The organism is Leifsonia sp. NPDC102414, from assembly GCF_044765685.1.
Taxonomy (GTDB): Bacteria; Actinomycetota; Actinomycetes; order Actinomycetales; family Microbacteriaceae; genus Leifsonia.
The window spans coordinates 105,263-130,719 of sequence record NZ_JBIWKN010000002.1; the positions used below are offsets into that span (position 1 = coordinate 105,263).

At 68.2% G+C, this 25,457-nt stretch carries 27 protein-coding genes; 10 read left to right on the forward strand and 17 right to left on the reverse strand.

The window, feature by feature from the left end:
• Positions 1-7: 7 nt before the first annotated feature.
• From ACIRCZ_RS08745 to ACIRCZ_RS08765, 5 genes are all read right to left on the reverse strand, one after another.
• Positions 8-1,375 carry an ABC transporter substrate-binding protein gene (locus ACIRCZ_RS08745; RefSeq protein WP_055898580.1) on the reverse strand — a complete coding sequence of 456 codons (1,368 nt, stop codon included), beginning with the start codon at positions 1,373-1,375 and terminating at the stop codon, positions 8-10.
• Positions 1,376-1,419: 44 nt separating this feature from the next.
• Positions 1,420-2,352 carry a carbohydrate ABC transporter permease gene (locus tag ACIRCZ_RS08750; protein WP_402851934.1) on the reverse strand — a complete coding sequence of 311 codons (933 nt, stop codon included), beginning with the start codon at positions 2,350-2,352 and terminating at the stop codon, positions 1,420-1,422.
• A 3-nt stretch (positions 2,353-2,355) separates the two neighbouring features.
• On the reverse strand, positions 2,356-3,273 hold the full coding sequence (locus ACIRCZ_RS08755; protein WP_402851936.1) for a carbohydrate ABC transporter permease: 918 nt from the start codon (positions 3,271-3,273) through the stop codon (positions 2,356-2,358).
• Positions 3,274-3,575: 302 nt separating this feature from the next.
• The gene (locus tag ACIRCZ_RS08760) at positions 3,576-4,289 is read right to left on the reverse strand and encodes an esterase/lipase family protein (RefSeq protein ID WP_402851938.1); all 714 of its coding nucleotides are present in this window, start codon (positions 4,287-4,289) and stop codon (positions 3,576-3,578) included.
• The gene (locus ACIRCZ_RS08765; protein ID WP_402851941.1) at positions 4,286-5,035 is read right to left on the reverse strand and encodes an alpha/beta fold hydrolase; all 750 of its coding nucleotides are present in this window, start codon (positions 5,033-5,035) and stop codon (positions 4,286-4,288) included. Before ACIRCZ_RS08765 ends, ACIRCZ_RS08760 begins: the two co-directional genes overlap by 4 nt.
• An 85-nt stretch (positions 5,036-5,120) precedes the next feature.
• Between ACIRCZ_RS08765 and ACIRCZ_RS08770 the strand changes: the two genes are divergently transcribed.
• Positions 5,121-5,876: an alpha/beta hydrolase gene (locus ACIRCZ_RS08770; protein ID WP_402851944.1), complete on the forward strand. Its 756-nt coding sequence runs from the start codon at positions 5,121-5,123 to the stop codon at positions 5,874-5,876.
• A 9-nt stretch (positions 5,877-5,885) separates the two neighbouring features.
• Here ACIRCZ_RS08770 and ACIRCZ_RS08775 read toward each other — a convergent pair whose 3' ends face one another.
• The gene (locus ACIRCZ_RS08775) at positions 5,886-6,863 is read right to left on the reverse strand and encodes an aldo/keto reductase (RefSeq protein ID WP_402851947.1); all 978 of its coding nucleotides are present in this window, start codon (positions 6,861-6,863) and stop codon (positions 5,886-5,888) included.
• 138 nt (positions 6,864-7,001) lie between these two features.
• On the opposite strand from ACIRCZ_RS08775, the gene ACIRCZ_RS08780 reads away from it, so the two are divergent.
• Positions 7,002-7,442, forward strand: a complete 441-nt coding sequence (locus tag ACIRCZ_RS08780) for a MarR family winged helix-turn-helix transcriptional regulator (RefSeq protein WP_055898564.1) — start codon at positions 7,002-7,004, stop codon at positions 7,440-7,442.
• 89 nt (positions 7,443-7,531) lie between these two features.
• On the opposite strand, the gene ACIRCZ_RS08785 is transcribed toward ACIRCZ_RS08780, so the two are convergent.
• Positions 7,532-8,473: a diacylglycerol/lipid kinase family protein gene (locus ACIRCZ_RS08785; RefSeq protein ID WP_402851951.1), complete on the reverse strand. Its 942-nt coding sequence runs from the start codon at positions 8,471-8,473 to the stop codon at positions 7,532-7,534.
• 135 nt (positions 8,474-8,608) lie between these two features.
• Between ACIRCZ_RS08785 and ACIRCZ_RS08790 the strand changes: the two genes are divergently transcribed.
• Positions 8,609-9,310, forward strand: coding sequence for a GNAT family N-acetyltransferase (locus tag ACIRCZ_RS08790; protein WP_402851954.1), 702 nt, complete (start codon positions 8,609-8,611; stop codon positions 9,308-9,310).
• Positions 9,311-9,349: 39 nt separating this feature from the next.
• Here ACIRCZ_RS08790 and ACIRCZ_RS08795 read toward each other — a convergent pair whose 3' ends face one another.
• Positions 9,350-10,690 (reverse strand): serine/threonine-protein kinase, encoded by a 1,341-nt coding sequence (locus tag ACIRCZ_RS08795; RefSeq protein ID WP_402851957.1) that lies wholly within the window; start codon positions 10,688-10,690, stop codon positions 9,350-9,352.
• A gap of 108 nt (positions 10,691-10,798) precedes the next feature.
• Here ACIRCZ_RS08795 and ACIRCZ_RS08800 point away from each other — a divergent pair, with 108 nt between their 5' ends.
• From ACIRCZ_RS08800 to ACIRCZ_RS08810, 3 genes are all read left to right on the forward strand, one after another.
• Complete coding sequence (locus ACIRCZ_RS08800; protein WP_055898551.1) at positions 10,799-11,281, forward strand: MarR family winged helix-turn-helix transcriptional regulator; 483 nt, start codon at positions 10,799-10,801, stop codon at positions 11,279-11,281.
• A gap of 118 nt (positions 11,282-11,399) precedes the next feature.
• Positions 11,400-11,564, forward strand: coding sequence for a hypothetical protein (locus ACIRCZ_RS08805; protein WP_168690344.1), 165 nt, complete (start codon positions 11,400-11,402; stop codon positions 11,562-11,564).
• 16 nt (positions 11,565-11,580) lie between these two features.
• Entirely contained in the window at positions 11,581-11,838 is a 258-nt protein-coding gene (locus ACIRCZ_RS08810; protein ID WP_055898548.1) for a DUF6458 family protein, read from the forward strand.
• Positions 11,839-11,908: 70 nt separating this feature from the next.
• Here ACIRCZ_RS08810 and ACIRCZ_RS08815 read toward each other — a convergent pair whose 3' ends face one another.
• On the reverse strand, positions 11,909-13,294 hold the full coding sequence (locus ACIRCZ_RS08815; protein ID WP_402851963.1) for a pyridoxal phosphate-dependent decarboxylase family protein: 1,386 nt from the start codon (positions 13,292-13,294) through the stop codon (positions 11,909-11,911).
• A 131-nt stretch (positions 13,295-13,425) separates the two neighbouring features.
• Between ACIRCZ_RS08815 and ACIRCZ_RS08820 the strand changes: the two genes are divergently transcribed.
• A complete protein-coding gene (locus tag ACIRCZ_RS08820) occupies positions 13,426-13,944 on the forward strand; it encodes an AAA family ATPase (protein WP_055898542.1) in 519 nt (172 codons plus the stop codon).
• Positions 13,945-13,975: 31 nt separating this feature from the next.
• Here the strand turns inward: ACIRCZ_RS08820 and ACIRCZ_RS08825 are convergent, their stop codons facing one another.
• Positions 13,976-14,416 carry a MarR family winged helix-turn-helix transcriptional regulator gene (locus ACIRCZ_RS08825; protein ID WP_055898539.1) on the reverse strand — a complete coding sequence of 147 codons (441 nt, stop codon included), beginning with the start codon at positions 14,414-14,416 and terminating at the stop codon, positions 13,976-13,978.
• Between the two features lie 63 nt (positions 14,417-14,479).
• Between ACIRCZ_RS08825 and ACIRCZ_RS08830 the strand changes: the two genes are divergently transcribed.
• The gene (locus ACIRCZ_RS08830) at positions 14,480-14,848 is read left to right on the forward strand and encodes a VOC family protein (protein WP_055898537.1); all 369 of its coding nucleotides are present in this window, start codon (positions 14,480-14,482) and stop codon (positions 14,846-14,848) included.
• Between the two features lie 74 nt (positions 14,849-14,922).
• On the opposite strand, the gene ACIRCZ_RS08835 is transcribed toward ACIRCZ_RS08830, so the two are convergent.
• From ACIRCZ_RS08835 to ACIRCZ_RS08860, 6 genes are all read right to left on the reverse strand, one after another.
• The gene (locus ACIRCZ_RS08835; protein WP_402851968.1) at positions 14,923-17,196 is read right to left on the reverse strand and encodes a glycoside hydrolase family 3 N-terminal domain-containing protein; all 2,274 of its coding nucleotides are present in this window, start codon (positions 17,194-17,196) and stop codon (positions 14,923-14,925) included.
• Positions 17,193-18,293, reverse strand: a complete 1,101-nt coding sequence (locus ACIRCZ_RS08840; RefSeq protein ID WP_402851971.1) for an ABC transporter permease — start codon at positions 18,291-18,293, stop codon at positions 17,193-17,195. Before ACIRCZ_RS08840 ends, ACIRCZ_RS08835 begins: the two co-directional genes overlap by 4 nt.
• A gap of 2 nt (positions 18,294-18,295) precedes the next feature.
• Positions 18,296-19,318, reverse strand: a complete 1,023-nt coding sequence (locus tag ACIRCZ_RS08845; protein ID WP_055899066.1) for an ABC transporter permease — start codon at positions 19,316-19,318, stop codon at positions 18,296-18,298.
• Positions 19,319-19,356: 38 nt separating this feature from the next.
• Positions 19,357-20,169: an ABC transporter ATP-binding protein gene (locus ACIRCZ_RS08850; RefSeq protein ID WP_055898530.1), complete on the reverse strand. Its 813-nt coding sequence runs from the start codon at positions 20,167-20,169 to the stop codon at positions 19,357-19,359.
• Positions 20,166-20,990 (reverse strand): ABC transporter ATP-binding protein, encoded by an 825-nt coding sequence (locus ACIRCZ_RS08855; RefSeq protein ID WP_402851975.1) that lies wholly within the window; start codon positions 20,988-20,990, stop codon positions 20,166-20,168. Before ACIRCZ_RS08855 ends, ACIRCZ_RS08850 begins: the two co-directional genes overlap by 4 nt.
• Positions 20,991-21,077: 87 nt before the next feature.
• Entirely contained in the window at positions 21,078-22,757 is a 1,680-nt protein-coding gene (locus ACIRCZ_RS08860) for an ABC transporter substrate-binding protein (RefSeq protein ID WP_055898524.1), read from the reverse strand.
• Positions 22,758-22,909: 152 nt separating this feature from the next.
• Between ACIRCZ_RS08860 and ACIRCZ_RS08865 the strand changes: the two genes are divergently transcribed.
• The gene (locus tag ACIRCZ_RS08865; RefSeq protein WP_055898521.1) at positions 22,910-23,557 is read left to right on the forward strand and encodes a TetR/AcrR family transcriptional regulator; all 648 of its coding nucleotides are present in this window, start codon (positions 22,910-22,912) and stop codon (positions 23,555-23,557) included.
• A gap of 14 nt (positions 23,558-23,571) precedes the next feature.
• Positions 23,572-24,471 (forward strand): aminoglycoside phosphotransferase family protein, encoded by a 900-nt coding sequence (locus ACIRCZ_RS08870; RefSeq protein ID WP_402851980.1) that lies wholly within the window; start codon positions 23,572-23,574, stop codon positions 24,469-24,471.
• Positions 24,472-24,533: 62 nt separating this feature from the next.
• Here the strand turns inward: ACIRCZ_RS08870 and ACIRCZ_RS08875 are convergent, their stop codons facing one another.
• Entirely contained in the window at positions 24,534-25,394 is an 861-nt protein-coding gene (locus tag ACIRCZ_RS08875) for a patatin-like phospholipase family protein (protein WP_402851983.1), read from the reverse strand.
• Positions 25,395-25,457 lie beyond the last annotated feature (63 nt).

Sequence of the window (25,457 nt, forward strand, 5' to 3'; positions counted from 1 at the left end):
CTTCGCACTAGTTGACGGTGAAACCTTGCTGTTTGCCGTAGGTGACGAGCTTGTCGCCCCACGCCTTCAGGCCCTCTTTCAGCGTCGTCTTGCCGACCCAGGCCTGGCCGGCGGTGTCGCTGAACACCGAGTTCGCGTACGACTGGTACGGCAGGTACTGCCAGCCCTTGATGGCGTCTGCAGCGGACTGCGAGAAGATCTTGTTGATCTGCTGGCCGCCGAAGTAGTCGTTCTTGGCGTCGAGGAACTCACTGGAGTTCTGTTCCTTCACTGTCGCGGGGTACTGGCCGGCCGCGATGGAGAGCTGGATTCCTGGGCCGGTCTCCATGAACTTCAAGAACTCGGCCGCGACGAGCTGGTGCTGCTTCGAGCTCTGCTTGAGCATCGCGTATCCGCCACCGCCGTTCATGGCGCTCGCCGTCTGGCTCTCCTCGTACTGCGGCATTGCGGCGACGCGCCACTGTCCCGCACCCGTCGGCACGCTGGACTTCAGCGACCCGGCCATCCACGCACCGCTGACGACGGTGGCGATCTTGCCGTTGGCGAGTCCCTGGTACCAGTCATTGCTGAATCCAGAGGCCGGCATGAGGAGCTTGCCGTCCAGAAGCGGCTGATAGAAGTCGGTGAACGTGTCTGCGGCGGCGCCCGAGAAGTCGACAGATACGTCGGACGTTCCCTTCACCTGGAAGGGCTTGGCGCCGGCCTGCCAAAGCATGCTGGAGACCATCCCGGCGTCTCCCGTGTCTGCTGCGATGTACGCAGTCGGGTCGGCGTCGTGGATCGTCTTGGCGTCCGCCGCGTACTCTGCCCACGTCTTCGGAACATCGAGGCCGTACTTGTCGAAGACGGTCTTGTTGTAGAACATGGCGATGGGGCCCGCGTTGTGCGGCAACTCGTACAGCCCGCCGTTGAGATTCGTCGAGTTCCAGATCGCCGGCGTGAAGAGATCTTTGTACTTCCCGTAGCCGAAGGTGTTCAGATCGACGAGGCTGCCCTCGAGAGCGAACTGCGGGATCGTCTGGTATTCGACGGTCGCGAGATCGGGGGCGCCCGAGCCCGCCTTGATGGCGTTCTCCAGCTTCTGGTAGTGCGCCGCACCCGTGCCGACGTTGACCAGCTTCACCGTGACGTTCGGGTACTTCTTCTCGAACGCGTCGACGATGCCGGTCAGGGTGGTGGCCCAGGTCCAGATCGTGATGGTGGTCTTCTTCTTCATGGCTGCGTCGATCTGCGCCTGGGTGACGCTCGCGGTGGGGGTGTCGCCGGCCGAGGATGCACCGGAGCAGCCCGCGAGGCCGGCCGTGACGGCGAGGCCCACGGAGGCGGCGACGACGAGCTTCTTCGCGCGAAGTCGCCAGCGGCTGTGTTTGATCATTCGGGAGTTCACCTTTCTTGGTTGCCGGGGAGAGACCGGACGTTTCAGGCCTTCACGCTTCCGGCCGCAAGGCCGGACTGCCAGAACCGCTGCAGGAAGAGGAAGGCGACGATGAGCGGCACGATGGTGAGCAGCGAGCCGGTGATGACGAGGTTGAAGACCGTCTCGCCGCCCGCGGTGTTGGCCTGTTCGCTCCACTGGTTGAGCCCGACCGTGAGCGGGTACCATTTGGGGTCGCTCAGCATGATCAGGGGAAGGAAGTAGTTGTTCCACGTGCCGACGATGTCGAGCAGCAGCACGGAGACCACACCGGGGGCGAGGAGCCGCGACGAGATCGTGAAGAAGGTGCGGAACTCCCCTGCGCCGTCCATGCGTGCCGCCTCGAGGAGTTCGTTCGGCACTGCTTCCCGCGAATAGCTCCACATCAGGAACAACCCGAACGACGAGACGAGCGACGGGATGAACACCGCCCAGGGCGTATTCGTGAGACCGAGCTGACTGAACAGCAAAAAGGTGGGGACCGCGAGCGCCGAGCCGGGAACGGCGACAGCGCCGATGATCACGGCGAACAACACGCGCTTGCCTGGGAAGTCGAACTTGGCGAGCCCGTAGCCGCCGAGGGTGGAGAGGAATGTCGAGCCGAACGCGCCGACCACCGTGTACAGGAGAGTGTTGAGCACCCACCTGCCGAAGGTGCCGTCTTGGTAGGTGAAGACCTGAACGACGTTGTCCCAGAACGCGAACGGGCCGGAGAACCACAGACCGAAGCTCGACACCAGCGCGCCTTGAGTCTTGGTCGAGCTGATCACCAGCCAGAACAGGGGCAGCATGCTGTACGCGAACAGCACGGACATCAGCGCCGTGAGAAGCCAGGACTTGCGGGGCTTGAGTCCGTTCCGTCTGCGCGAGGGACGCAGGCCGTCCTCGGTTGTGGCGGTCCCGGTCTCTGACGTGCGCTGGAGAGTGGCGATGGCCATGATTCAGCCCTTTCGGTTTCCGACGCGCTGGATGACGTATGCGACGATCATCGTGATGACCCCCATGACGATCGCCACCGTCGCCGCAGAGTTGAACTGCTGGCCGGCGAACGAGAGGTTGTACGCGTACATGTTGGGCGTGAAGTGGGAGCTGATGGCGTTCGGCGCCAGCGCCTTGAGGATGTTCGGCTCGTTGAACAACTGGAAGGCCGCGATCGTCGAGAACATCACGGTCACCACCAGGGCGGGGCGGATGGCTGGAAGCTTGATCGCGGCGATCACCCTCCACGCTCCTGCCCCGTCGATCTCGGCGGCTTCGTAGAGCTCCCCCGGCACCACCCGCAGCGCTGAGTAGAAGACGAGCATGTTGTAGCCCATCGTGAGCCAGACCATGATGTTGCCGATCGAGAGCAGCACCAGATTGCTGGAGAGCGGGTCCGGGATGGTGATGCCGAAGAACTGGTTGATGTTCCCCACCAACCCGAAATGGGTGCCGTACATGTATCCCCAGAGCAGGGCGGCGACCACTCCCGGCACCGCGTGCGGCAGGAAGATCGTGAGGCGGAAGAGTCGAGGTGCGTGCAGCCTGGCCGAGTCGAGGGCCAGTGCCGTCAGCAGTGCGAGCCCCAGCATGACCGGGACGAACACGACGAGGTAGAGGCATACGCGGGTGAGCGCATCCCAGAAGTCGGGGCTGGTGAGTTGCTCGACGTAGTTGCCGAATCCGACGAAGGCATTGCCGCCGATCAGTCTGTGCTGGAAGAGGCTGAGGTAGATCGTGTATGCCAGTGGCGCGATGAGCACGAAAGCGAAGGCGATCGTGAACGGTGCGACAAAGGCCCAGCCGATCCAAGAGCGGCGCGGCCGACGTCGACGCGTCTGCAGCGTCGCCGTCGGTGCCGTGCTCGACATCGTCGTCATGGGAGTCCTATCCGTGCGGGCCGGGGGGCCGTGGTGCTGGAGTAGAGAGTCGCATGCGTTACCGATGCTTGTCAAATGATTTGCACTACCTGGGAGTTTGCGTGATCAATTTGATACTTATTTGCAAGCCGGTTTTCATTCACAACGCGTGCAAAATCATTTTCACCAAACGGCAGCTGGCGCTGGTGTTGCCCATAATTCTTTGATTAGCTCGGCTCATGACCATGCCGCGCTCCCCCGCAGACGCGAGCGGCGTGACCGACACGCTGCTCCGCGTCCGGCACGCCGTCACGCCCGTCCGCTCAGCCGCCGTCCACGCACCCGTCCACGACCTCCAGCAGCTCCCTGCTCGCCAGAATCCGGAAGTGGCCGCCGACCGGGAGCTCCACGTTCCGCGCCCCGGAGAGCGCACTCCCGCCGGGGATGTGCGGGTCGAACCAGCCGAAGACGGACACGATCCGCTCGTTCGCCGCGCTCTCCGCGGTCAGGCGCAGCAGGGTCGCATCGGTCGGGGCGAGCGAGCGCAGGCTGCGCGTCGGCAGATAGCGCGCGTAGACCGACCCGGCGAACGGCGTGCTGACCGCGACCGCCAGGCGCACGCGGACGCCCTCCGGACTGGACGCCATCAGCTGCTTCGCGATCAGTCCGCCCTTGCTGTGGGCGACGATGGTCACCTCGGTCAGATCGTGCGCACGGAGGTAGGCGGCGACCCGCTCCGCGCCGTCTCCGATGGTCGACCCGTTGCGGCCGAGGGCGGCCACCACGTGCACCGCGTGACCGCGCGCGTGCAGGTGCCGCGCGAGCGGGAGCATGAACCGCCAGGTCTCCAGTATCCCGGGCAGCAGCAGCACCGTGGATGCGCCAGGTCGACCCGCCGCGAGCATCCCTGGGTCGTCTCGGCTGAAGGCAGCGCGCACCTGGTGGCGCGCCGCATACAGATAGTCGAGCGCCCAGATCACCGCCTTGCGGAGGACGCCGGCCGCCCGGCGGGGCGACGGAGGTTCTGGCTCGGTCACCTCGCGACACCGGCGAGCGCCGCGAGCAGCGCAGCCGTCTGCTCCGGCCGCGCGTGCATCGCCAGGTGACGGGCCCCGCCGATCGAGCGGGCGCCCCCACGCACTGCGGACGCCGCGAGGACGGACGCCCAGCCGACGCGCGCGATCGGGTCGCGCTCCCCACGGAGCACCAGGACCGGCTGGCGGAGCCGAGGCACGTCATCTTCGATGCGGTAGGTCAGCATCGACGGCAGCACCGTCAGATACCAGCGCAGACCGCACCGGATGTAGTCGGTCAGCACCACGACGTTCGCCCGGGGGCTCTCGCCGACGGTGTCCAGCGCCAGCAGGGCGGCAGCGCGGAACGGGGTGCGGTCGCGGGGATCCATCACGGGACCCATCAGGGCGACGGCGCTCACTGCATCCGGCCGGTCGATGGCCAGCCTGGTCACGACCTGCGCACCCATCGAGTGGCCGAGCACCACGCACCCCGCTAGGCCGAGGTCGTCGACGACCGCGGCCACCGCCGCAGCGAAATCCTCGACACCCATCGGGTGGCCCGGCTTCGGGTTCCTGCCGAATCCCGGCAGATCCACGGCGACCACCCTGGCGCTCCTGGCGAGGACGGGGACCAGCCGCTCGAACGAGCGGGAGCTCACGCCGATGCCGTGGACGAGGAGGTACGTGGTGTCTCCGGAACCGGTGTCGACGGTGACGACGGCGTTCGCCTGCTGACGGGGTGGGGCGCTCTGCGCGTCGTTGGTCACTCCTGCTTTGTACACCCTGCGACTCGGGCATCCGGATAGTAAGCCTGCTTATAATCGGGACAGCGCGCCGACCGGAGGAGTCCAGATGCCCAGACCACCGCACCGCGGAAGGCGCCGCACCGTGCGCATCCTGGTCTCGATCGTCGCCGTCGTCATACTCGTGCTCGTCGGCTTCCTCGCCTGGGCGAACACGCCGATGATGGGAGACCGCGCCGCGGCGATCGAGGTGTGGACGAACCCGGCGGTGAGCATCACCGACGAGGGCGACTCCGTGCTGCTCGCGCCGACAGGCACCCCGTCCGGGCAGGGCCTGGTGTTCATCCCCGGCGCGCTCGTCGACCCGTACGCCTACCTCTCGAAGCTCGCCGGCGCCGTGGAGGAGACCGGGCTGACGGTCGTCGTCACCAAGCCGACGCTGAACCTGGCCTTCTTCGACCGGCGGCCGCTGTCGACGTTCACCGCGCACGCCCCCGACGTGACCTCGTGGTACGTCGGCGGGCACTCCCTCGGCGGTGTGCGTGCGTGCCAGCTCGCGTCGGATCAGGCCGTCGACGGACTGATCCTCTTCGGCAGCTACTGCGCGAACGACCTCAGCGGAACCGACCTGCGGGTGCTCTCGATCGGCGGCAGCGACGACGGCCTCAGCACGCCCGCGAAGATCGATGCGGCCAGGCATCTGCTGCCGGCGGACGCCACGATGGTCGAGATCGCAGGGATGAACCACGCCCAGTTCGGCGACTACGGAACGCAGCCGGGCGACAACGCGCCCGGCATCAGCGACGACGAGGCCCGCACGAAGGTGACCGACGCGCTCACGGCATTCCTGGGGTCCGCAGGGTAGTTCCCTCGTCTAGAAGCCTTCCGGCCGTCGCGGCGTGTACGGGCGCTCCAGCAGCGCGCATTCCTCCGACCTGAGCATCAGATCGACCGAGGCGACCGCATCCACCAGGTGCTGCTGCTTCGTCGCGCCGACGATCGGCGCCGTCACCGCGCTCTGCTGACGCACCCAGGCGAGCGCCACCTGCGCACGCGAGACGCCGCGCGCCTCGGCGACCAGGGCGACGGCGTCGACGATGCCGCGGTTGGACTCATCGTCGCCGCGGTACAGAGTCGCGCCGAACACGTCTCCCGCCGAACGGTCGGTCGTCTCGCCCCAGTCGCGCGTCAACACCCCGCGGGCGAGCGGCGACCACGGGATGACACCGACGCCCTGGTCGACGCACAGGGGATGCATCTCCCGCTCCTCCTCGCGCTGCAGCAGGTTGTACTGGTCCTGCATCGAGACGAACCGCGCCCAGCCATTGGCCTCGGCCACGGCCTGGGCCTTCGCGAACTGCCACGCCCACATCGAGGACGCACCGATGTAGCGGGCCTTGCCGGAGCGGACGACGTCGTTCAGCGCCTCCATCGTCTCCTCGATCGGCGTCGACGGGTCCCACCGGTGGATCTGGTACAGGTCGACGTGATCGGTGCCGAGCCTGCGGAGACTGTCGTCGATGGCCGACAGGATGTGCGCCCTCGACAGGCCGGCACGGTTCGGGCTCTGCCCCATCCGGCCGTGCACCTTGGTGGCGATGACCACGTCGTCGCGCTCCGCGAAGTCGGCGAGCGCCCGCCCCACGATCTCCTCGCTGGTGCCGTCGGAGTACACGTCTGCCGTGTCGAACGTCGTGATCCCGGCCTCCAGAGCGCTCCGGATGAACGGCCTGCTCGCCTCCTCGTCGAGGCTCCAGGGATGCGCACCCCGCTCCGGCACGCCGTAGCTCATGCAGCCGAGGACGACCGCCGAGATCTTCAGACCTGTGCTGCCGAGGTTGACGTACTCCATGCGTGCTCCCATCCGGTTCGAACAGGCTCAACCGTACTCCCGCGTGTCCGTCGAGCCCGGCCTCCGTCACGCTGAAACCACTGGCACGATGAGAGAATCGGGGCTCTGCGGCGCAGGCGGCGCGCTTAGGATGAACCGATGGACGAGCAGACCGTGAACGCCGACGAGCAGCGTCCGGAGAACTGGCCGATCGGCCGCTTGCTCGGCGTCGCGTCGCGCGCGGTCGAGCGGACCTGGGCGCAGGCGCTCGAACAGCGCGGACTCACCCACGCCGGGCTGATCGTGCTGCACTTCCTGGATGCAGGCATCACCTCGCAGGCCGACCTCGCGCGCCTCGCGCGCGTCGAGGCGCAGACGATGTCGCGCACGGTCGACAGGCTCGAACGCGAAGGACTCGTCACGCGCTCCCCGTACCCGGGAGACAGGCGCAGGCACGCGCTCAGCATCACCGACGCCGGGCGCGAGGCGTTCGCGGGGGCGAAGGACCTGGAGCGGGACGTGTTCCCGGCCGTCGACGATCCGGATGCGTTGCGCGCCGCGCTGGTGCAGATCGTCGCGGCGGTGGGCGAGCGGGGGTGAGCGGGACGAGCCGGGGCGGGCCGAGTCGGGGCGGGCCGAGCCTGGGCGGGCCGGCCCTGGGTGGTCCACGGCCGCGCAGGCCGGCAGCGTCACTCCGCCGCTGGCACCTTCACGATCAGGCTCTTCGGGTCTATCCAGGTCTTGATCGCGACCGCGCGGCCGAACAGGTCGCCGTCGAGTTCCACGTCCTCCGGGCGGCTCAGGCGCAGCACGAACTCGCTGCCCTTCAGGTAGTTGAGGGCGCGCACCTCCTTCGACATGCTCAGCAGCCGCCGCCCTGCCGATGTGCGGCGCAGCACGCCGTTCTCCCAAAACACCTTCGCGACGATCTGCACCCAGCCGATGAAACCCTCCGGACGCAGCACCACGATGTCGAACTCGCCGTCGTCCACCGCGGCGTCCGGCAGCAGAAGGATGTTGCCAGGCAGTGAGCCGCAGTTGCCGATCATCACGGTGTGCGCGCGTAACGAGCGCGCCCGTCCGCCGTCGAGCTGGTAGCGCAGGTGCAGTTCGTTCTTGTCGCGCAGCACGGTGCCGATCGCCCGAACGTACGCGAGCCACCCGGCCTTCGCCTTGAGGTCGTCGTCGGTGGCGGCGAGCATCTTCGCGTCGATGCCGAGACCGGCCATCACCAGGTACGAGTGCCTGCTCACCGTACCGTCGGCATCCCGGAGGTCGGCGACACCGACGTCGATCGGGCGGTCGTCGCCGTCGAACGCGGACTGCAGGGCGTTCTCCACGTCGTCGAGGGTGAGGCTCAGGTTGCGGGCGAGCAGGTTCCCCGTGCCGGACGGGAGCAAGGCGAGCGGCGTCCCAGAGCCCTGCAGCACCTCGGCGACCGTGCGGACCGTGCCGTCGCCGCCCGCCGCGATCACCACATCCGCCCCGCGCTCCAGCGCCTGCTTCGCCTGCCCCGTACCCGGGTCGTCCTCCGTCGTCTCCAGCCAGATCGTCTCCCCCCAGCCGTAGCGGGACTCGGCCTCCTCGACGGCCGCGCGGACGGCGGGCAGGTCGACCTTGATCGGATTCACGACGATGGCAGCGGTCTTCAGGGAGTCCTCCTCGAATGGGCGACGCCGAATGCACGGGTCACGCGAGACACTACTGGCGCACGGGGCCTGACGGAACCGGCGCACGGCACATCCACGGCATGAAAAGCTGGGGGGATGCACGTTCTCGACAATCCCGCCTGGCACGCCCTCACCGGTGCGCAGCGCTCCCTGGCCATCGGAACAGCTGACGCGAAACGCTTCCGTCCCGACGTCTCACCGTTCGCGGCCGTCGCCGACCCTGACGGGCCGCTGGATGCGCTGGCCGGCCTGATCTTGCCCGCAGCGAGCGACGCGGACGCAGACGACGCTCTCGGCGTGTTCGGCGCATCCACAGGCCCGGACGGCTGGGAGACGCTCGGCGTGTACGACTGCTGGCAGCTGACCTACGAGCACGACACCGTGCCGGAGCTGCGGCCGCTCGGCGACGACGCTGTGCTGGTGGAGCTGGGCGACGCCGACGTTCCGGATGCGCTCGACCTGGTCGACCGCACCAGGCCGGGGCCGTTCCTCCCCCGCACAATCGAGTTCGGCGGGTATCGCGGCATCCGCGTCGGAGGACGGCTTGCGGCGATGGCGGGGCAGCGGATGCGGCCGGACGGGTGGTGCGAGGTCAGTGCGGTGTGCGTCGACCCGGACTTCCGCGGGCGCGGGTTCGCCGCGACGGCGATGGTCGAGGTGATGCGCGGCATCATCGCGCGGGGCGAGCGTCCCTTCCTGCACGTCGAGACGACGAATGAGCGCGCGACCAGCGTGTACGAAGCGCTCGGGTTCGAGCGGCGACGCAGGGCAAGCATCCTGGTCTGCCGCCCGCGCTGAGCGGCACGCGGTTCGATCGGGCGTCGGGCCGGCTAGCGGCTACTTGTTCTTGCCGTTCCCATTGCCGTTCCCGTTGTTGTTGCCTTTGCCCTTGTTGCCGTTCCCGTTGCTGCTCGGCGTCGGCACAGGAGTGGTCGCCGGGGCGGACGTGGTCGCCGGCGGAGGCGAGGTCGGTGTGGCAGGCGGGGACGCCGGATCGGGGGTGGTGACCGGCGCGACGGTCGGCGCGAGGCTCGGCGTCGCCGGGGTGTGCGTGGCCGGGCCCGTCCCTGGCGACGTTCCGGACGGCGCGAGCAGCGCGCCGAGGCCGATGCCCCCGGCGACCAGCACCACCACCACTACGGCGATCACCGCCGCGACGAGTCCGCGGCGACGCTTCGTGGGGGTCAGCACGGCGGTCGGTGCGTCGGCTGCGTCGGCGGCGTCCGCTGCGGCAGCGCTCCCCTGCATCGCCACGGTCGCCGCCAGAGGCTCCGGCGGCACCTGAGCGTCCTGGCGAATCATCGCGACCGTTGGCTCATCCTCCGGCGCCAAACCGGCCGCACCAGCATCCCACCCGGCCAGTTGCGGTGCGAGCTCCCTCGCCATCACCGCTGTCTCCATCGCTGTCGGCCGCAGCGCCTGGTCGCGCGCCGTCATGGCGGCGAGCATCCCGCGCCAGTCCTCCGGCAGTGTGCTCGGGATGCGCGGGTCGTGAGCCGCCCTGGCGCTCACCGACTCGACGGGGGTGCCGGGGTACGAACGTCGACCGGTGAGCGCTTCGAGCAGCACAAGGCCGAGAGAGTAGATGTCGGCCGGCGCTCCTGGCTCGGCTCCCGCCACCTGCTCCGGGCTGAGGTACGCCGCCGTTCCGATGACCGTCCCGTCCGTGGTGAGACGTTCCGCACCGATCAGGTGGGCGATGCCGAAGTCCGCGAGCTTGGCGTGCAGCCGCCCTCCTGGCACCGTCGAGTCCGGCAGCAGGATATTGGCGGGCTTGAGGTCCCGATGCACCATTCCCGCGTCGTGCACCACCACCAGCCCCTCCGCGATCTCGGCGGCGAGCTCGGCCGCTTCCGGACCGGTCAGGGGTCCGTCGTCCAGGCGGGTGCGCAGGTCGGTTCCCGCGACCAGCTCCATGACGAGGAAGCTCGGCGTCTCGTCGCCCTCGACGGCCAGGTGCGCGTCGTGCAGGGTCACCAGGCTCGGGTGACTGAGCCGGGCGAGCAGCGTCGCCTCTCCGCGGCGGCGCGCGTCGTCGACGGCGGTCCCCGGCGCGAAGAGCTTGACGGCGACGAACCGGCCGAGCTGGCGGTCGAACGCGCGGTACACCGTCGCCATCCCTCCGCGACCGAGCGCGTCCCTCAGCTCGTAGCGGTCCAGCAGCACACGATCGTCCACCGTGCGAGCATACGCGCGGCCCTCGTCGTCGTCGCCCTGGCCGTGAATCAGCCGAAAGTGTCGGGTTCCTCCCTTGTCAGATCGGCGAACGTGGGTTGAGTGAGTGCTGTGAGTGACGAGACCGAGGTGCCGGACCGCCCAGAGACGGGCGTCCTCGAGGCGCTGCAGGTCTACCGGGCCGCGGAGGCCGCGATGCGTCGGCGCACCGGCGCTGCGATGGGCATCGGAGACAGCGACCTGCTCGCGCTCCGGTTCATCCTCGATCGTCGCGCGGTGGGAAGGGTGACAGCCTCCAAAGACGTCAGCGCGTATCTCGGCATCTCCAGCGCATCCACCACCGCCCTCATCGACCGGCTGGCGAAGGGCGGATTCGTGGAGCGCAAGCCCAGCACGGTCGACAAGCGCTCCATCGAGATCGTGCCGACCGCCGCGGCGCTCGGCGACACAGGGCCGATGCTCGAAGCCGCGCAGACCCAGATCGAAGCGGCGACCGCGGAGCTCAGCCCCGAGGAGGCCGCGACGATCACGCGCTTCCTCACCAAGATGCGCGAGACGGTCGACCGCATCTCGACCAAGCCCCGGCACTCCTGAACTCTCCTCCCCCGAACTGCGCGCGCGAGTAAAGCAGGAATTCTCGTCAAGTCAAGGGGATTGCTAGGCAACTGAACTAGTAGTTCTGTGGTGTCGTCAAGGAAAGGACACCTCTGCCATGAACATCCTGCTCATCGTGATCGCCATCATTGCGATCATTCTTCTGCTGACCGGCGGATTCGTGCAGTCTCTGAACTTCCTGCTCTGGGTCGGCATCGTCCTGCTCGTCATCGCCGTGATCGTCTGGCTCGTGAGGATGCTCACCGGCAGCCGACGCGTCTGACCGGAAGGGAGACACCATGAGTCTCGGAACCGGAATCGTCCTGTTCGTCATCGGCGCCATCCTGGCGTTCGCGTTGAACCTGCAGGTGGCCTGGATCGACCTCCATCTGGTCGGCTACATCCTGATGGCCGCCGGCGCGATCGGCATCATCATCGGCATCGTGTTGCTGACCCGCCGCCGCCAGTCGGTTGCGACGACGCGCACGGCTGTCGACCCCGCCTCCGGCGAGCGCGTCACCCGTCGCACCAGCGACACAGACGACCCCATCGTCTGAACAATCGAGTCCGGAGTCATGCACGCTCGCGCCCGGCGCGTCGCGTGCATAACTCCGGACTCGTTTGCGTCTACATCGTGTCGAGGATGGACGTGAGGTGGGCGAAGGTGGTGGTCGGGTTCACGATGGCGAACCGGGTGTTCGGACGTCCGTCGTGCGAGCTGGGCGTGACGAACGCGCGCTGCTCGTCGAGCAGCCTGGCCGACCAGCGCGCGTAGTCGTCGCGAGTCCAGCCATCCCGCTCGAAGACCACGACAGACAGCTGAGGCTCGCGCACCAGCCGGAAGCCGTCGCGAGACTCGATCTCGCGCGCGATCCGCTGCGCCACGTCCAGAGATGCTGTCACCGCATCGCGATACGCCGCCGCTCCATAAGTGGCGAGCGAGAACCACAGCGGGAGGCCGCGCGCCCTCCTGGTGAGGTGCGCTGCGTAGTCTGACGGACTCCACTCGGTGGTCTCCGTGAGCGTGTCCAGGTATTCAGCGTGCTGGGTGTGCGCCCTGCGTCCTGCCTCGGGGTCGCGATAGAGCAGCGCACACGCGTCGAACGGCGCGAACAGCCACTTGTGCGGGTCGACGATCGCCGAGTCCGCTCGTTCCACCCCGGCGAACCTGTGCCTGGCGGCCGGCGAAAGCATCCCGGCCAGGCCGTACGCGCCGTCCACGTGCAGCCAGAACTCGTACTCGTCTTTCAGTGCCGCGATGGATGCGATGTCGTCCACGATGCCGAAGTTGGTCGACCCTGCCGTGGCGACGACGGCGAACACGGATGCGCCGTGCTCGTCGAGTGCTTCCCTCACGTTCGCGCCGGTGAGCATCCCGCTGTCGTCGGGTCGCACAGGCACGACCTCCACATCCATCACCCGTGCCGCGGACGCGATGGAGGAGTGCGCCTCTGCGCTGCAGACGATCTTCCAGCGGCCGTGCCCGAGCTGGTCGCCCCGCTCCGCGCGCGCATGCTCGCGGGCGGCGACGAGGGCGGAGAGATTGCCGAGCGTGCCGCCCTGCACGAACACCCCGCCGGTGGTCTTCGGGAGACCGAACTCGGCGGCGAGCCAGGCGAGCACCTGGTTCTCGGCGAACACCGCCCCCGACCCCTCCAGCCAGGAGCCGCCGTAGACGGCGCTCGCGGACACGACCAGGTCGAACGCGGTGGCCGCCTTGGTCGGCGCCGTCGGGATGAACGACAGATACTGCGGGTGGTCCGTGGTGATGCAGGCGGGAGCGAGGACGTGCTCGAACAGCGCCAGCGCGCGCTCGGCGCCGATCCCGCCCTCGACCACGGTCTGCCCGGCCAGCCGGTTCAGTTCGGCCTCCGACAGCGGCTTGTCGAGCGGGGTGTCCGTGCTCAGGATGCGCCGCCGCGAGTATTCGAGCACGAGGTCGACGAGACCGCGGGTCTCGTCTGAGACGGCGTGCATCCTGGTCGGCGTGGCGTCGGCTTTGCGGTTATCCATGTTTTCCTCTCGGGCCCACAGCAGACTCTCACAACACTTCGGCATTCTTTCGCCGCTGCGCGCAACGATCCCGCGCATCCACCGAGCTTGTCGCAACACTTCGCCGCACCCTCGTGCGGTTGACTGGTCGGATGCGCGACCAAGCCTTGTTCGTGAACGGTACCGTCGGCGTCGGCAAGACCGCTACCGCCGACGCCCTCAGCGCGCTCCTCATCGAGCGCGGGGTCCCGCACGCGATCGTCGACCTCGACGCCCTCCGCAGCGCGTGGCCCGCCCCGGCGGGCGATCCGTTCAACAACGCGCTGGAGCTCGCGAACCTCCGCGCTGTCGCCGCGAACCACCTGGCAGCCGGGGCGCGCGTCCTGGTGCTCGCCGGGGTGATCGAGGACGCGGCGGCGGTGCGGCTATACGAAGACGCGGTCGGCAGCATCCCGCTGACCGTCGTCCGGCTCACCGTCGACCCAGAGGTCGGTGCGGCCAGGCTGCGCGCCAGGCACCGCGAGGACGCGGCGGGTCTCGCCTGGCACCTGCACCGCCACGGGGAGTTGGATGCGGTGCTCGCCTCCGCGGGCGTCCCCGGTCCGACCGTGGACACCACCAGCGCGTCGCCGAGGCAGGTGGCCGAGGCGATCCTGGCGATGGTGGGCTGACCGAGCCCCGCCGGCGGCACAGAGCCTCGGCTCAGCGCAGCCGCTCGATCATGCCGTGCAGGATGCGGAACGCACTCGCCTGCTCTTCCTCCGTCATGTCGCCCAGCATCCTGAGCTCGACACCGCGGACAGCGACCGTCGCCACCTCGAGGCTTCGCCGTCCGCGCTCCGTGAGCCGCGTGGGGAGCACCTTCCCGACCGACGCCTCCGCCGGCCGCACCACGGAGCCGTCGCGCTCGAGGTTCTGGAGCAGCACGTTCATCGACTGCCGGGTCACGAAGGTTCCCCGGGCGAGCTCGGAGTTGGACAGGCCGGGGCGCTGTGCAAGCAATTCGAGACACGAGTAGTGCGTGATGGTCATCCCGAGCGGGCGCAGCACGGCCTCCATGGCGGCGCGGAGCGCGCTGGACGCCTCTTTCAGCAGGTAGCCCAGCGAGGTCTCCAGGTCCACGCCCGCTCCGTCTTGACTCATGTCAGTAGTCTGACATAGGTTGATGCGTGTCAGATAACTGACACATCACGAAGGAGCATCACCATGCCCGTCACCGGCCCCGACTTCATCTCCCTGCAGGCGCGCGATCTCGACGCTTCGCGAGCGTTCTACGAGCAGTACCTCGGACTGGTCCGCTCGCAGGCCGGCCCGCCGCACGCCGTCGTCTTCGAGACGACGCCGATCGCGTTCGCCCTCCGCGACGTCGTCCAAGGCACCGACCTCGACGCCGTCGCCCAGCCGGGCATCGGAGCCGCCCTCTGGCTGCACGCCACCGACGTCCAGGCCATCCACGACGCGCTCGTCGCCGACGGTCACACCATCGTCGCCGCGCCGATCGACGGTCCTTTCGGGCGCACCTTCACCTTCGCCGACCCGGACGGTTACCAGATCACCCTCCACGACCGCACCTGACACGAGAACGCGCCTGAGGCGCACGCGGGCGGCACGCGGCACGCGGGCGACGCGCACGCCGCCCGCGCACGCGATCAGGAGGTCGCGACGACCTCGAACCCGGCCGAGAGCAGCGCAGCTTCACGGGAGGACGGACCGACGAGCAGCTCGAAGTCCCCCGCTTCCACGCGGCGGACTCCCGCGGCGTCCACGATCGAGCAGTCCCTGACGGGGAGCTCGATGCGCACCCTGACCGACTCGCCAGGGGCGAGGTCGAGCTGGCGGTACGCCTTCAGCTCCCTGTCCGTCCAGCTCACGCTCGTGACGGTGTCGCGCACGTAGACCTGGACCGTCTCGCGGACAGGACGTGCGCCGGTGTTGCTCACGGTGACCTCGGCGACGATGTCGTCGTGCGCACCGAGCTCGGTGCGCACGAGCGCCAGGTCGGCGTACTCCACCGTCGTGTACGACAGCCCGTGGCCGAACGCCCACGCGGACTCCTGGGTGAGGTCGGCGTAGCGGTCGCCGTGCTGCCCGCGGATCTGGTTGTAGTACGTCGGCTGCTGGCCGACGTGCCTGGCGAACGAGATCGGCAGGCGGCCGGACGGCTCGATCCGGCCTGCGATGATCTCGGCGAGCGCCTGCCCGCCCAGCATCCCCGGGTTGGCCGCCCAGATCACGGCTGCGGCGTTCGCGACCGACGGCGGGAGGACGAGCGGCTTCGAGGCGAGGAGCACCACCACGACGGGCTTCCCCGTCGCGATCATCGCGTCGAGCAGTGCGATCTGGCCGCCGATCAGTTCGAGGGTCGCGGTCGAGCGCCCCTCGCCGACGAGCTCGATCCTGTCTCCGACCACGGCCACCACCACGTCGGATGCCTCTGCGGCCGCGACGGCCTCGGCGATCAGCGCGGCGTCCGGAGCGGCAGGCACGACCACGGAGGGCCGCGGCTGTCCGTCCTGGAACGTCTTTCCGCGCGGGTCGTCCTCGAGCGTGAGGATCTCCGCGCCCCTGGCGTGCTGGACGCGCCAGCCGTCGATCGCGCTCAGGCCGTCGAGCACGGTGGTGATCATCTCGCGGGGCTGGCCGTCCAGCCAACCCGCCTGCCCCGATCCGCCCGCCCAGTCGCCGAGCTGGCTCTGGGCGTCGTCGGCGAGCGGGCCGACGAGCGCGACCCTGAGCGGCTCGGCGGCGAGCGGCAGCGTCCCGTCGTTCTCCAGCAGCACGATCGAGCGCCGCGCGATCTCCAGGTTCAGCTCGGCGTGCTCAGCGCTGCCGACGACGGCGTCGAGTTCCGCAGAGGGGAGGCGCGGGTTCTCGAACAGTCCGAGGTCGAACTTCAGCGTCAGGATGCGCGCGACCGCGGCGTCGAAGTCGTCGCCGGAGAGCATCCCCTTCTCGACGGCCTCCAGTGCGCCCTCGTAGAACATCGGCGTGGTCATGACCATGTCGTTGCCCGCCTTCACCGCGGCGGCCGCGGCGTGCGCGTAGTCGGGCTGGACCTTCTGCTCCCAGACCATGCGGCCGACGTTGTCCCAGTCGGTGATGAGCGTGCCCGTGTATCCCCACTCGCCGCGCAGCACCTCGCTGAGCAGCCAGTCGTTCACCGTGATCGGCACGCCGTCCGTGCTCTGGTAGCCGAGCATGAAGGTGCGGCAGCCCTCGCGGGCCACGCGCTCGAATGGCGGCAGGAACCAGCTCCGGAGCTTGCGCCGGGAGATGTCGGCCTCGCTCGCGTCGCGGCCGCCCTGCGTCTCCGAGTAGCCCGCGAAGTGCTTCGCGGTCGCGAGGATCGCCGTCGGATCGTCGAGCCCGTCGCCCTGGTAACCGCGCACCATGGCGCTCGCCAGCTCTCCGATGAGGAACGGGTCCTCGCCGAAGGTCTCGCTGATCCGTCCCCAGCGGAGGTCCCTGGCGATGCACAGCACAGGAGAGAAGGTCCAGTGCACACCGGTCACGGCGACTTCTTCTGCTGTGGCGCGGGCGACCCGCGCGATCAGGTCAGCATCCCACGATGCCGCCATGCCGAGCTGGGTCGGGTAGATCGTGGCCCCCGGCCAGAACGAGTGCCCGTGGATGCAGTCCTCCCCCACGAGAAGGGGGATGCGCAGCCTGGTCTCCTGCGTGAGCCGGTTGGCCTCCAGAATGCGTTCGGGCGAGGTGTGCAGGATGGAGCCGACGTTGCGTCGCAGGATGTGGTCGCGCAGGTCGTCGCGGGCGTCGAGCTGCAGCATCTGCCCGACCTTCTCCTCCACACTCATGCGTGCGAGGAGATCAGCGACACGTTCGGCTGTCGTCAGCGATGGATCCTGGTACGGAAGGGTTCCCGATGCCAGAACCGGGGATGCTGATGGCAGTGTTGAGGTCATTCGGTCTTGACTTCCCGTGTGTGTTCGGCCGAACCGGCGGCGGAGGTATCCGTGCGCACCTGGGTGACGGCGTTGTTGATGTTGATGCCCTTGCGCTTCATCGCACGGGCGCGCTCGCCCGCCGAGCGGAGGCGGGGGTTGACGTACTCGTCGATGCCGAAGTTGATCAGCGACAGGGCGACGCCGAGCAGTGCGATGCACAGGCCGGCGGGGACGTACCACCACCAGTACTCGGGGAACGCGTTGTTCTGCTGCGCCCAGAACAGGATGGTGCCCCAGTTGAGGTTGGACACCGGGATGACGCCGATGAACGCGAGGGTGGTGAGCCCCAGCACCGCTGCCGTCATCGTGCCGACGAAGCTCGACGCGATGATCGCGAGGAGGTTCGGCAGCATCTCCACCAGGATGACGCGGTGCAACGGCTCACCGTTCGCCCGCGCCGCCTGGATGAAGTCGCGGTTGCGCAGCGACATGGTCTGGGCCCGCAGCACGCGTGCGCCCCAAGCCCAGCCGGTCAGACCGAGCACGGCGGCGATGAGCCACAGCGGAGGGTCGTCGAACTGTGAGGCGACGATGATCATCAGCGGCAGTCCCGGGATGACCAGGAACACGTTCGACAGCGCGGACAGCGATTCGCTCTTCCAGCCGCGCAGGTAGCCGGCGGTCACGCCGACGATGATCGCGACCACGGTGGCCATGATCGTCGCCAGGAACCCGACCACGAGCACGCCGCGCGTACCGAAGACGAGCTGGCTGAACACATCCTGACCGATGTGGGTCGTGCCGAGGAGGTGCTCGAACGACGGCGGCTGAAGGGTCTCGTTCAGGTTCTGCGCGTTCGGGTCGTACGGGGCGATCCACGGGGCGAAGATCGCGACGAGGATGAACACGCCCATGATGATCAGGCCGGTCGCGGACTTGGGGTTGCTGAACATCGCGAGCGACGCCTTCAGCTGCGACCAGAAGGTGGCCTTCGTCGGACGCTGCCGGTCGGCGACCGCGACCGCGAGGGTCTCTGGAGCGCCGACGCCTGCCGGCTGCGCGAGCGTCTGCGCGTCCTGCGTGACGGTCTGCGATTCTTGTGCGGGGGTTGTCATGATCAAGCCTCCGTCTGACGGGTGCGTGGGTCGAGGATGGCGTAGGCGATGTCCGCGAGGATGTTCGCCACCAGCACTGCCAGGACCAGGACGAGGAAGATGCCCTGCATCAGCGCGTAGTCCTTCGCACTGGTGGCGTTGAGCAGCAGCAGGCCGATGCCGGGGTAGGAGAAGACCATCTCCATCACGATCGTGCCGCTGACGATGAAGCCGAGGGCGAGCGCGAAGCTCTGGATCTGCGGGAGCACCGCGTTGCGCGCGGCGTAGCGCCAGAGCACGCGGCGGTTCGGCATCCCCTTGGCCTGCGCGACGGTGATGTAGTCCTCGTCGAGGACGGTGAGCATCATGTTGCGCATGCCGAGCACCCAGCCGCCGATCGAGACGATCACGATGGTGATCATCGGCAGCGCAGCGTGGGAGATCACCTCGCCGATGAAGTCGGCGTTCCAGCCCGGCTCGACGCCCAACTCGTATGCGTGCCCCGCGGGGAACCAGCCGAGCGTCGTCGAGAACACCGCGATCAGGATCAGCCCGACCCAGAAGTACGGAACGGTTCCGAGGAACGTCGTGATCGGGACGAACACATCCAGTCGTCCGCCGCGCTTCCAGCCGATCACCGCGCCCAGGCTCGTGCCGATCAGGAAGGAGATCACGGTGGCGAAGCCGACGAGGCCGAGCGTCCAGGGCAGGGCGGAGGCGATCGCCTCTCCCACCGGCGCCATGCCCGTGGAGATGGAGACGCCCAGGTTGCCGTGGAACAGCATGTTCCAGTAGTCGAGGTACTGCTGCCAGAGCGGCACCGACGTGTCCAGGCCGAACATGGCCCTCAGCGCCTTCTCCGCATCCGGGGTCAGCTGGCCCTGGCTGCGCGCCATGTACGACGAGACGGCGTCGCCCTTCATCATGCGGGGCAGGAAGAAGTTGATGGTGATCGCCGCCCACAGGGTGAACGCGTAGAAGGCGGCTCGTCCGCCGATGAAACGCCAAGGGATGCGGACGCCGCGGCGCTCCGCCCTGGCCGCCATCGTGCCGACAAGCGTGGGATCAACGGGAGTCTCGACGCTCACAGCGCACCTCCTGACGTCTGTGCGGCCAGCGATCCGAAGTGCTTCTCCGGGTCGGGGGACGCGGCGCGGAGCTCGCGCGTGTATGGGTCTTTCGGCCGGAGGATGACGTCATCCGCCGTTCCGTGCTCGACGATCCTGCCCTGGTTGAGCACGATGATCTCGTCGCTGAAGTGCCTGGCCGTCGCCAGGTCGTGGGTGATGTAGAGGACGCCGAGCCCTTCCTGGCTCTGCAGCTCGGCGAGCAGGTTCAGGACGCCGAGGCGGATCGACACGTCGAGCATCGACACCGGCTCGTCGGCGACGAGCAGTGCGGGGCGGGATGCGAGCGCGCGGGCGATGGCAACGCGCTGACGCTGACCGCCGGAGAGCTCGTGCGGGCGACGGTCGATCACGGCGTCCGCATCCAGCCGGACGCGCTGCAGCAGCCGCCGCACCTCTCCGTCCACCTCTTTGCTCGGGACCACGTTGTCCAGGCGCAACGGGCGCTCGATGTGGTGGCGGATCGAGTGCGACGGGTTCAGGGAGGCGAAGGGGTCCTGGAAGACCATCCGCAGTTGCTGGCGGTACTTCCGCAGCCGCTTGCCGGAGCGGGGAACAGGGGTGCCGTCCAGCAGCACCTCTCCGCTGGTCGGCGTCTCGAGCTGGGTGAGGATCTTCGCGATGGTCGACTTGCCACTGCCGGACTGACCGACCAGACCGATGGTCTGGCCGGGGCCGAGGGTGAAGCTGACGTCGTCGAGCGCCTTGAGCTGTCCCGCTCCGCGCACGTTGTAGATCTTGGTGACGTTCTTGAACTCGAGCGTGGTCATCGGACGACCACTCCTCTCTCGCCGGTGAGGCGTGGGAACGATCGGAGCAGCTGGCGCGTGTAGTCGTGCTGGGGGTTCGTCCAGATCTGTTCTGCGTCTGCGAGCTCGACGATCTCCCCTTCGCGCATGATCGCGATGCGGTCGCTGATCTCCAGCAGCAGCGGGAGGTCGTGGGTGATGAAGACGACGGAGAAGCCGAAGTCGTGGCGGAGCTGCGAGATCTGCTTGAGGATCTCACGCTGCACGAGCACGTCGAGTGCGGTGGTGGGCTCGTCCATCACCATCAGCTGCGGGCGGAGCGCGAGGGCCATGGCGATCATCACGCGCTGGCGCATACCGCCGGAGAGCTCGTGCGGGAACGAGCGCAGGCGCTGAGCGCCCACCTTCACGATCTCGAGGAGTTCGGCTGCCTCCGCGCGTCGCTGGGCCTTGCTCATCCCCGGGCGGTGCACCAGGAACACGTCCTCGAGCTGAGAGCCGATGGTGGCCACCGGGTTGAGGGCGTTCATGGCTCCCTGGAAGACCATGGAGACCTTGTTCCAGCGGAACCGGCGCATCTCCTCCGCGTCGAGGGAGTTGATGTCGATGTCGTCGCCGCCTTCGTCGTGGAAGACGACGCTGCCGCTGCTGATGACGGCCGGGGGCTTGAGGAGTCGCTGCACGCCGTAGGCGAGGGTGGTCTTCCCACACCCGCTCTCACCGGCGAGGCCGACGATTTCACCACGTTTGATGTCGATGGTGACGTTCTTGACCGCCTCGACGGGCGGGTCGACGTCGTACACGACCGAAAAATCGCGCACGGAAAGAAGGGAGTCTGTCATAGGGATGTCGCTTTCACGCTGACCGCGGACGATCCGGGGTGGACTCGGGCTCGGAAAGCCCTCGTCCACCCCGGACGCGCAGGTTGCTTACTTGCTTGCCGGCTTCAGGTTCATGAGCACCTGGACGGCCGACGGCTGGGTGGGGTCAGCAGTCGCGTACTGGTTGCTCTCGCTCGGCCACCCCGTGAACTTGCGGGTGTTGTACTCGGCGAGCTGCGGGTGCGTTCCGATCGGGATCGCCGGGACGTCCTCCACGAAGATCTTCTGCAGCTTGTTCAGCGCAGCGGTGCGTGCGGAGTCGTCGGAGGACTGGGCGTACTCCTTGAGCAGCGCCGTCGCCTCCGGGTTGTTGTAGCGACCGAAGTTGTCCGCGACCTTGCCGTCCGCTGCCTGCTCGAGGTATGCGCCGTTCATGACGTCGTCGTAGATGTGCCACGGGTTCGAGCCGGAGCCGGTCCAGTGCAGCACGGCGTCGAAGTTGCCGGAGGCCACGTTCGCGGTCCAGGTGTCGGCGTCAGGGGTGGCGACCTTCGCGTCGGCGCCGAGCGTGTTCTTGATCTGCGTCGCGACCAGCTGGATGCCGGTGACGTAGTCGTTCCAGCCCTGAGGGTCGGACAGCGTGAAGGAGACAGGGTTGCCAGACGGGTCGATCAGCGCGCCGCTCTTCCAGGTGTACCCGGCGTCGGTGAGCACCTTCTTGGCACCGTCGACGTCGATCTTGAACGTCTGGTCCTTGTACTCGGGAGCGATGTACTGGTCACCGGTCGGCTGCGGGATGCCCGTCACGTTGGTCAGCTCCGGGCCGGCGTTGCTGCGCGCCTTCTCTGCGTGCGCCTTGCGGTCGATGACCATGTTGACGGCCTTGCGGAACGCCACGTCGTTGAACGGAGCCTTGGTGTTGTTGACCAGGATCATGTCCGGGCTCAGGACGTTGGCGCCCCAGAACACGTTGTGCTTCGGGTCCTTGTCCACGTAGTTCTTCTGGTAGTCCGTGATGAAGATCTGCGCCCAGTCGGTCTCGCCGCTCTGCAGTGCGCGGAGGAGGCCGGTGTTGTCGTTGTACTCGAGGTACTTCAGCTCGCCCACCGGGACCTTGCCGCCCCAGTAGTCGGTGCGCGCCTTCAGCACGACGCCCTGCGACGAGAACGTCTTAACCGTGTACGGGCCGGTGCCGATCGCGTCCTTGACCGCATCCTTTGTCGGGTCTGCGATGCCCTTCCACTGGTGCTCCGGGACGATGCCGACCTGCAGCACGTCGCCCTGCTTGACGAACTTCGACTCGCTGAAGTTCAGGACGACGTTGTCCCCGTCCTTCTTGACCTCGGTCAGCTTGAGGCCGCCCAGGTCGAGTGCCGGGGTGCTCTTGATCAGGTTGTACGTGAAGACGATGTCGTCCGCGGTGAAGGGCTTGCCGTCGCTCCACTTGACGTTCGCGCGCGGGGTGACCGTGAGCTGCGTGTAGTCGGAGTTCCACTGGACCTTCGAGGCGAGCCACGGGGTGGTCTCGTTCTTGCCGACCGGGTTGACGAGCGCGAGGGGCTCGTAGATCATCCGGTCGTATCCGAGCGACATGCCGGAGCCTGTGGTGATGAACGGGTTGTTGATCTGGGTCGCGAGGACGGCTGCGCCGTCGGGCTTCGCGACTGTGAGCGAGCCTCCGCTCGCACTGTTCGCTCCTGATGAGCCGCTCGATGAGCAGCCAGTGAGCGCGAGTGCGCCGATGGCCATGATCGCGGATGCCGTGATCAGGGTTTTCCTAAGCCTCATTGCTTCTCCTTCATGACGGGCACATTCGCTGTGCCCTCTTGGTGCGTGTTGTCGGCCGACGATAACTTGCTTACTGGTCAGAAAGCAAGTCGGTCCGAGGTTACTGAGTGGTAAGCTCGCATGCAAGCAGCACGAGACAGAGGACGGCACGAATGGTCACCACGGGCGGCAGCACCAGTCCGCGCCCGGAGACCGAGCGCAAACGCAAGAAGATCCTCCGCGCGGCGATCGAGACCTTCGGCACGAAGGGCTCGGCAAACGGCACCCTGACGGACATCGCCGAGCAGGTCGGGATGACCCACGCCGGTGTGCTGCACCACTTCGGAACCAAGCAGAACCTGCTGCTCGAAGTGCTCGAGTTCCGCGACCAGGACGACGTCGCCCACTTGGCCGACCGCCACATCCCCGGCGGTCCCGCACTGTTCGCCCACCTCGTCGACACGGCGCTGCGCAACGCCCAGCGGCCGGGCATCGTGCAGGTGTACACCGTGCTCTCGTCCGAGTCCGTGACAGACGACCACCCGGCGAAGTCGTACTTCTTCGACCGCTACCACACGCTCCGGCTCGAGATCGACGATGCCTTCCGTGAGCTCTGCGCGCAGGAGAACGTGACGGATCCGGACACGATCGACAAGGCGGCGGCGTCCATCCTCGCGGTCATGGACGGACTGCAGCTTCAGTGGCTGCTCGATCCGACAGCGATCGACCTCGCCAAGGCCAGCGAGTTCGCCATCGAGGCGATAGTGAACGGCGTCCTGCACCCTGGACCTGCCGTGTCGTCGTACGTCCGGACGCCGTAGCAGGGCGTCGAGCAGTGCACAACACCCCGGAATCCGACATCGCCAGCGACGCCGACCTCGTCGCGCGGCTGATCGCCACGCAGCACCCCGACCTCGCCGGTCCGCTCACGCTCGTCTCCGACGGCTGGGACAACCTGATCTACCGGCTCGGCGATGCGTACGCGGTGCGCATCCCGCGCCGTGAGGTCGCCGCGCACCTGATCGAGCACGAGCAGCAGGTGCTGCCCGCGTTCGCGGCGCGCGTCGGGGTCGGCATCCCCGCTCCCGTGCGTATCGGCGTGCCGTCGGAGCTGTTCCCGTTCGCGTGGAGCATCGTGCCGTGGGTCGACGGGATCGACGGGGCCGAGGTAACGGCGGAGGAGCGCGCATCCATCGCCCTGCCGCTGGCGGCGTTCGTCGCAGCACTGCACGAACCGGCGAGCGGCGACGTCCCGGCCAACCCCGTGCGCGGCGTACCCCTGGCGACCAGGGATGCGGCAGTCCAGGAACGGCTGCGCCACCTGTCGGAGCGGATGGAGGTGGCCGACCTCGCTGACGCGTGGCGGGATGCGCTCGAGGCGCCGGCGTGGGATGGGCCGCCGATCTGGCTGCACGGCGACCTGCACCCTGGCAACCTGGTGCTGACGCCCGACCTCGCCCGGCTCGCCGCGGTGATCGACTTCGGCGACGTGACCGCCGGCGATCCGGCCACCGACCTCGCGACCGCGTGGCTGACCTTCGACCAGGATGCGCGCGCCGTGTTCCGCGCAGAGCTCACCCGTCTCTCCCCCGCTGCGCTCGTCGACGACGCCGCCTGGCGCCGCGCCCGCGGCTGGGCGGTCACAATGGCCACGGCCCTCGCCGTCAACTCAGACGACAACCCCCGCATGGCCGGCCTCGCAGCTCACGCCCTCGCCCAGCTCATCCCCGCATAATCGAGTCCGAAGTTGTTCACATCCTCGACCGGCGTGTCGCCTGAAGAGGTTCGGACTCGATGTCAGTGGGTACGGTCGAGGGCGGCGCGGATGCGGTGGGCGGAGGCAGCGCCGATGGTGCGCCCAGCCGCGGCGGAGGCCGGGCGGGTCGCCGGGTCGAGCGGGTTGACGCTGAAGGCGGCGAAGGAGGCTTCGTCGGCGTAGACGACGTGCACGGGAGCCGGAGCGAGCGACTCCAGCTCACCGGGAGGGATCTGGCCGAAGCCGGGAACGCCGTCCAGGATAGGCGCGACCACCAGCACCCAGTCCGAACCGGCGGCGAGATCGGCGTTCGCGAGCGAGCGCATCCCGCCGTCCATGTATCGACGATCTCCGATGGTCACGGGCGGCCACACCCCCGGAACGGCGCAGCTGGCAGCGACGGCAGCGCCGAGGCGCACCCCCGACGCGGCGTCGAAGACGCGGAACTCGCCGCTGACCGCATCCACTGCCGTGATCAGCAGGCGTCTGTCCGGCCATTCCTCGTACGGCAGGCGCGCGTCGATCGACACCATGCGTTCCGCCTCGGCCACGGTCTGCGTGTCGAGAGCGAGTCGGCCGATCGCCTGCAGGCTCTCCGCTGTGGATGCGTCCGGTTGCGCCGCCGCCATGAACCGCTCCATCAGGGCGGCGAGGTCGACGCGGGGGTCGAACTCTGCGGTGTCGTCGGAGACCTGCGCTGCGTACAGCGTGTCCAGGTCGACGCCGCTGGCGAGCTGCGCCGCCACCGCCGAACCCGCCGATGTGCCGATGAACGTGACCTCCGGCGCGAGGAGGTGCTCGGCGAGCTGCGGGTCGGCGTCGGCGATGCCGGCGATCACGCCGACCTCCCACGCGATCCCCGCCACCCCGCCGCCTGCGAAGACGAGCGAACCGTTGGTCATGGCCAGACACTACCCCGCGCCGGCCCGATCGAGCCAGAAGACGACGAAGGCCGCACCGGATGC

Excerpts from the sequence above, each read along its gene's own strand:
- ACIRCZ_RS08745 (WP_055898580.1), bottom strand. The coding sequence starts at position 1,375 with ATGATCAAACACAGCCGCTGGCGACTTCGCGCGAAGAAGCTCGTCGTC.
- ACIRCZ_RS08750 (WP_402851934.1), bottom strand. The coding sequence starts at position 2,352 with ATGGCCATCGCCACTCTCCAGCGCACGTCAGAGACCGGGACCGCCACA.
- ACIRCZ_RS08755 (WP_402851936.1), bottom strand. The coding sequence starts at position 3,273 with ATGACGACGATGTCGAGCACGGCACCGACGGCGACGCTGCAGACGCGT.
- ACIRCZ_RS08770 (WP_402851944.1), top strand. The coding sequence starts at position 5,121 with ATGCCCAGACCACCGCACCGCGGAAGGCGCCGCACCGTGCGCATCCTG.
- ACIRCZ_RS08775 (WP_402851947.1), bottom strand. The coding sequence starts at position 6,863 with ATGGAGTACGTCAACCTCGGCAGCACAGGTCTGAAGATCTCGGCGGTC.
- ACIRCZ_RS08780 (WP_055898564.1), top strand. The coding sequence starts at position 7,002 with ATGGACGAGCAGACCGTGAACGCCGACGAGCAGCGTCCGGAGAACTGG.
- ACIRCZ_RS08790 (WP_402851954.1), top strand. The coding sequence starts at position 8,609 with ATGCACGTTCTCGACAATCCCGCCTGGCACGCCCTCACCGGTGCGCAG.
- ACIRCZ_RS08805 (WP_168690344.1), top strand. The coding sequence starts at position 11,400 with ATGAACATCCTGCTCATCGTGATCGCCATCATTGCGATCATTCTTCTG.
- ACIRCZ_RS08810 (WP_055898548.1), top strand. The coding sequence starts at position 11,581 with ATGAGTCTCGGAACCGGAATCGTCCTGTTCGTCATCGGCGCCATCCTG.
- ACIRCZ_RS08815 (WP_402851963.1), bottom strand. The coding sequence starts at position 13,294 with ATGGATAACCGCAAAGCCGACGCCACGCCGACCAGGATGCACGCCGTC.
- ACIRCZ_RS08820 (WP_055898542.1), top strand. The coding sequence starts at position 13,426 with ATGCGCGACCAAGCCTTGTTCGTGAACGGTACCGTCGGCGTCGGCAAG.
- ACIRCZ_RS08825 (WP_055898539.1), bottom strand. The coding sequence starts at position 14,416 with ATGAGTCAAGACGGAGCGGGCGTGGACCTGGAGACCTCGCTGGGCTAC.
- ACIRCZ_RS08830 (WP_055898537.1), top strand. The coding sequence starts at position 14,480 with ATGCCCGTCACCGGCCCCGACTTCATCTCCCTGCAGGCGCGCGATCTC.
- ACIRCZ_RS08835 (WP_402851968.1), bottom strand. The coding sequence starts at position 17,196 with ATGACCTCAACACTGCCATCAGCATCCCCGGTTCTGGCATCGGGAACC.
- ACIRCZ_RS08840 (WP_402851971.1), bottom strand. The coding sequence starts at position 18,293 with ATGACAACCCCCGCACAAGAATCGCAGACCGTCACGCAGGACGCGCAG.
- ACIRCZ_RS08845 (WP_055899066.1), bottom strand. The coding sequence starts at position 19,318 with ATGGCGGCCAGGGCGGAGCGCCGCGGCGTCCGCATCCCTTGGCGTTTC.
- ACIRCZ_RS08850 (WP_055898530.1), bottom strand. The coding sequence starts at position 20,169 with ATGACCACGCTCGAGTTCAAGAACGTCACCAAGATCTACAACGTGCGC.
- ACIRCZ_RS08855 (WP_402851975.1), bottom strand. The coding sequence starts at position 20,990 with ATGACAGACTCCCTTCTTTCCGTGCGCGATTTTTCGGTCGTGTACGAC.
- ACIRCZ_RS08860 (WP_055898524.1), bottom strand. The coding sequence starts at position 22,757 with ATGAGGCTTAGGAAAACCCTGATCACGGCATCCGCGATCATGGCCATC.
- ACIRCZ_RS08865 (WP_055898521.1), top strand. The coding sequence starts at position 22,910 with ATGGTCACCACGGGCGGCAGCACCAGTCCGCGCCCGGAGACCGAGCGC.
- ACIRCZ_RS08875 (WP_402851983.1), bottom strand. The coding sequence starts at position 25,394 with ATGACCAACGGTTCGCTCGTCTTCGCAGGCGGCGGGGTGGCGGGGATC.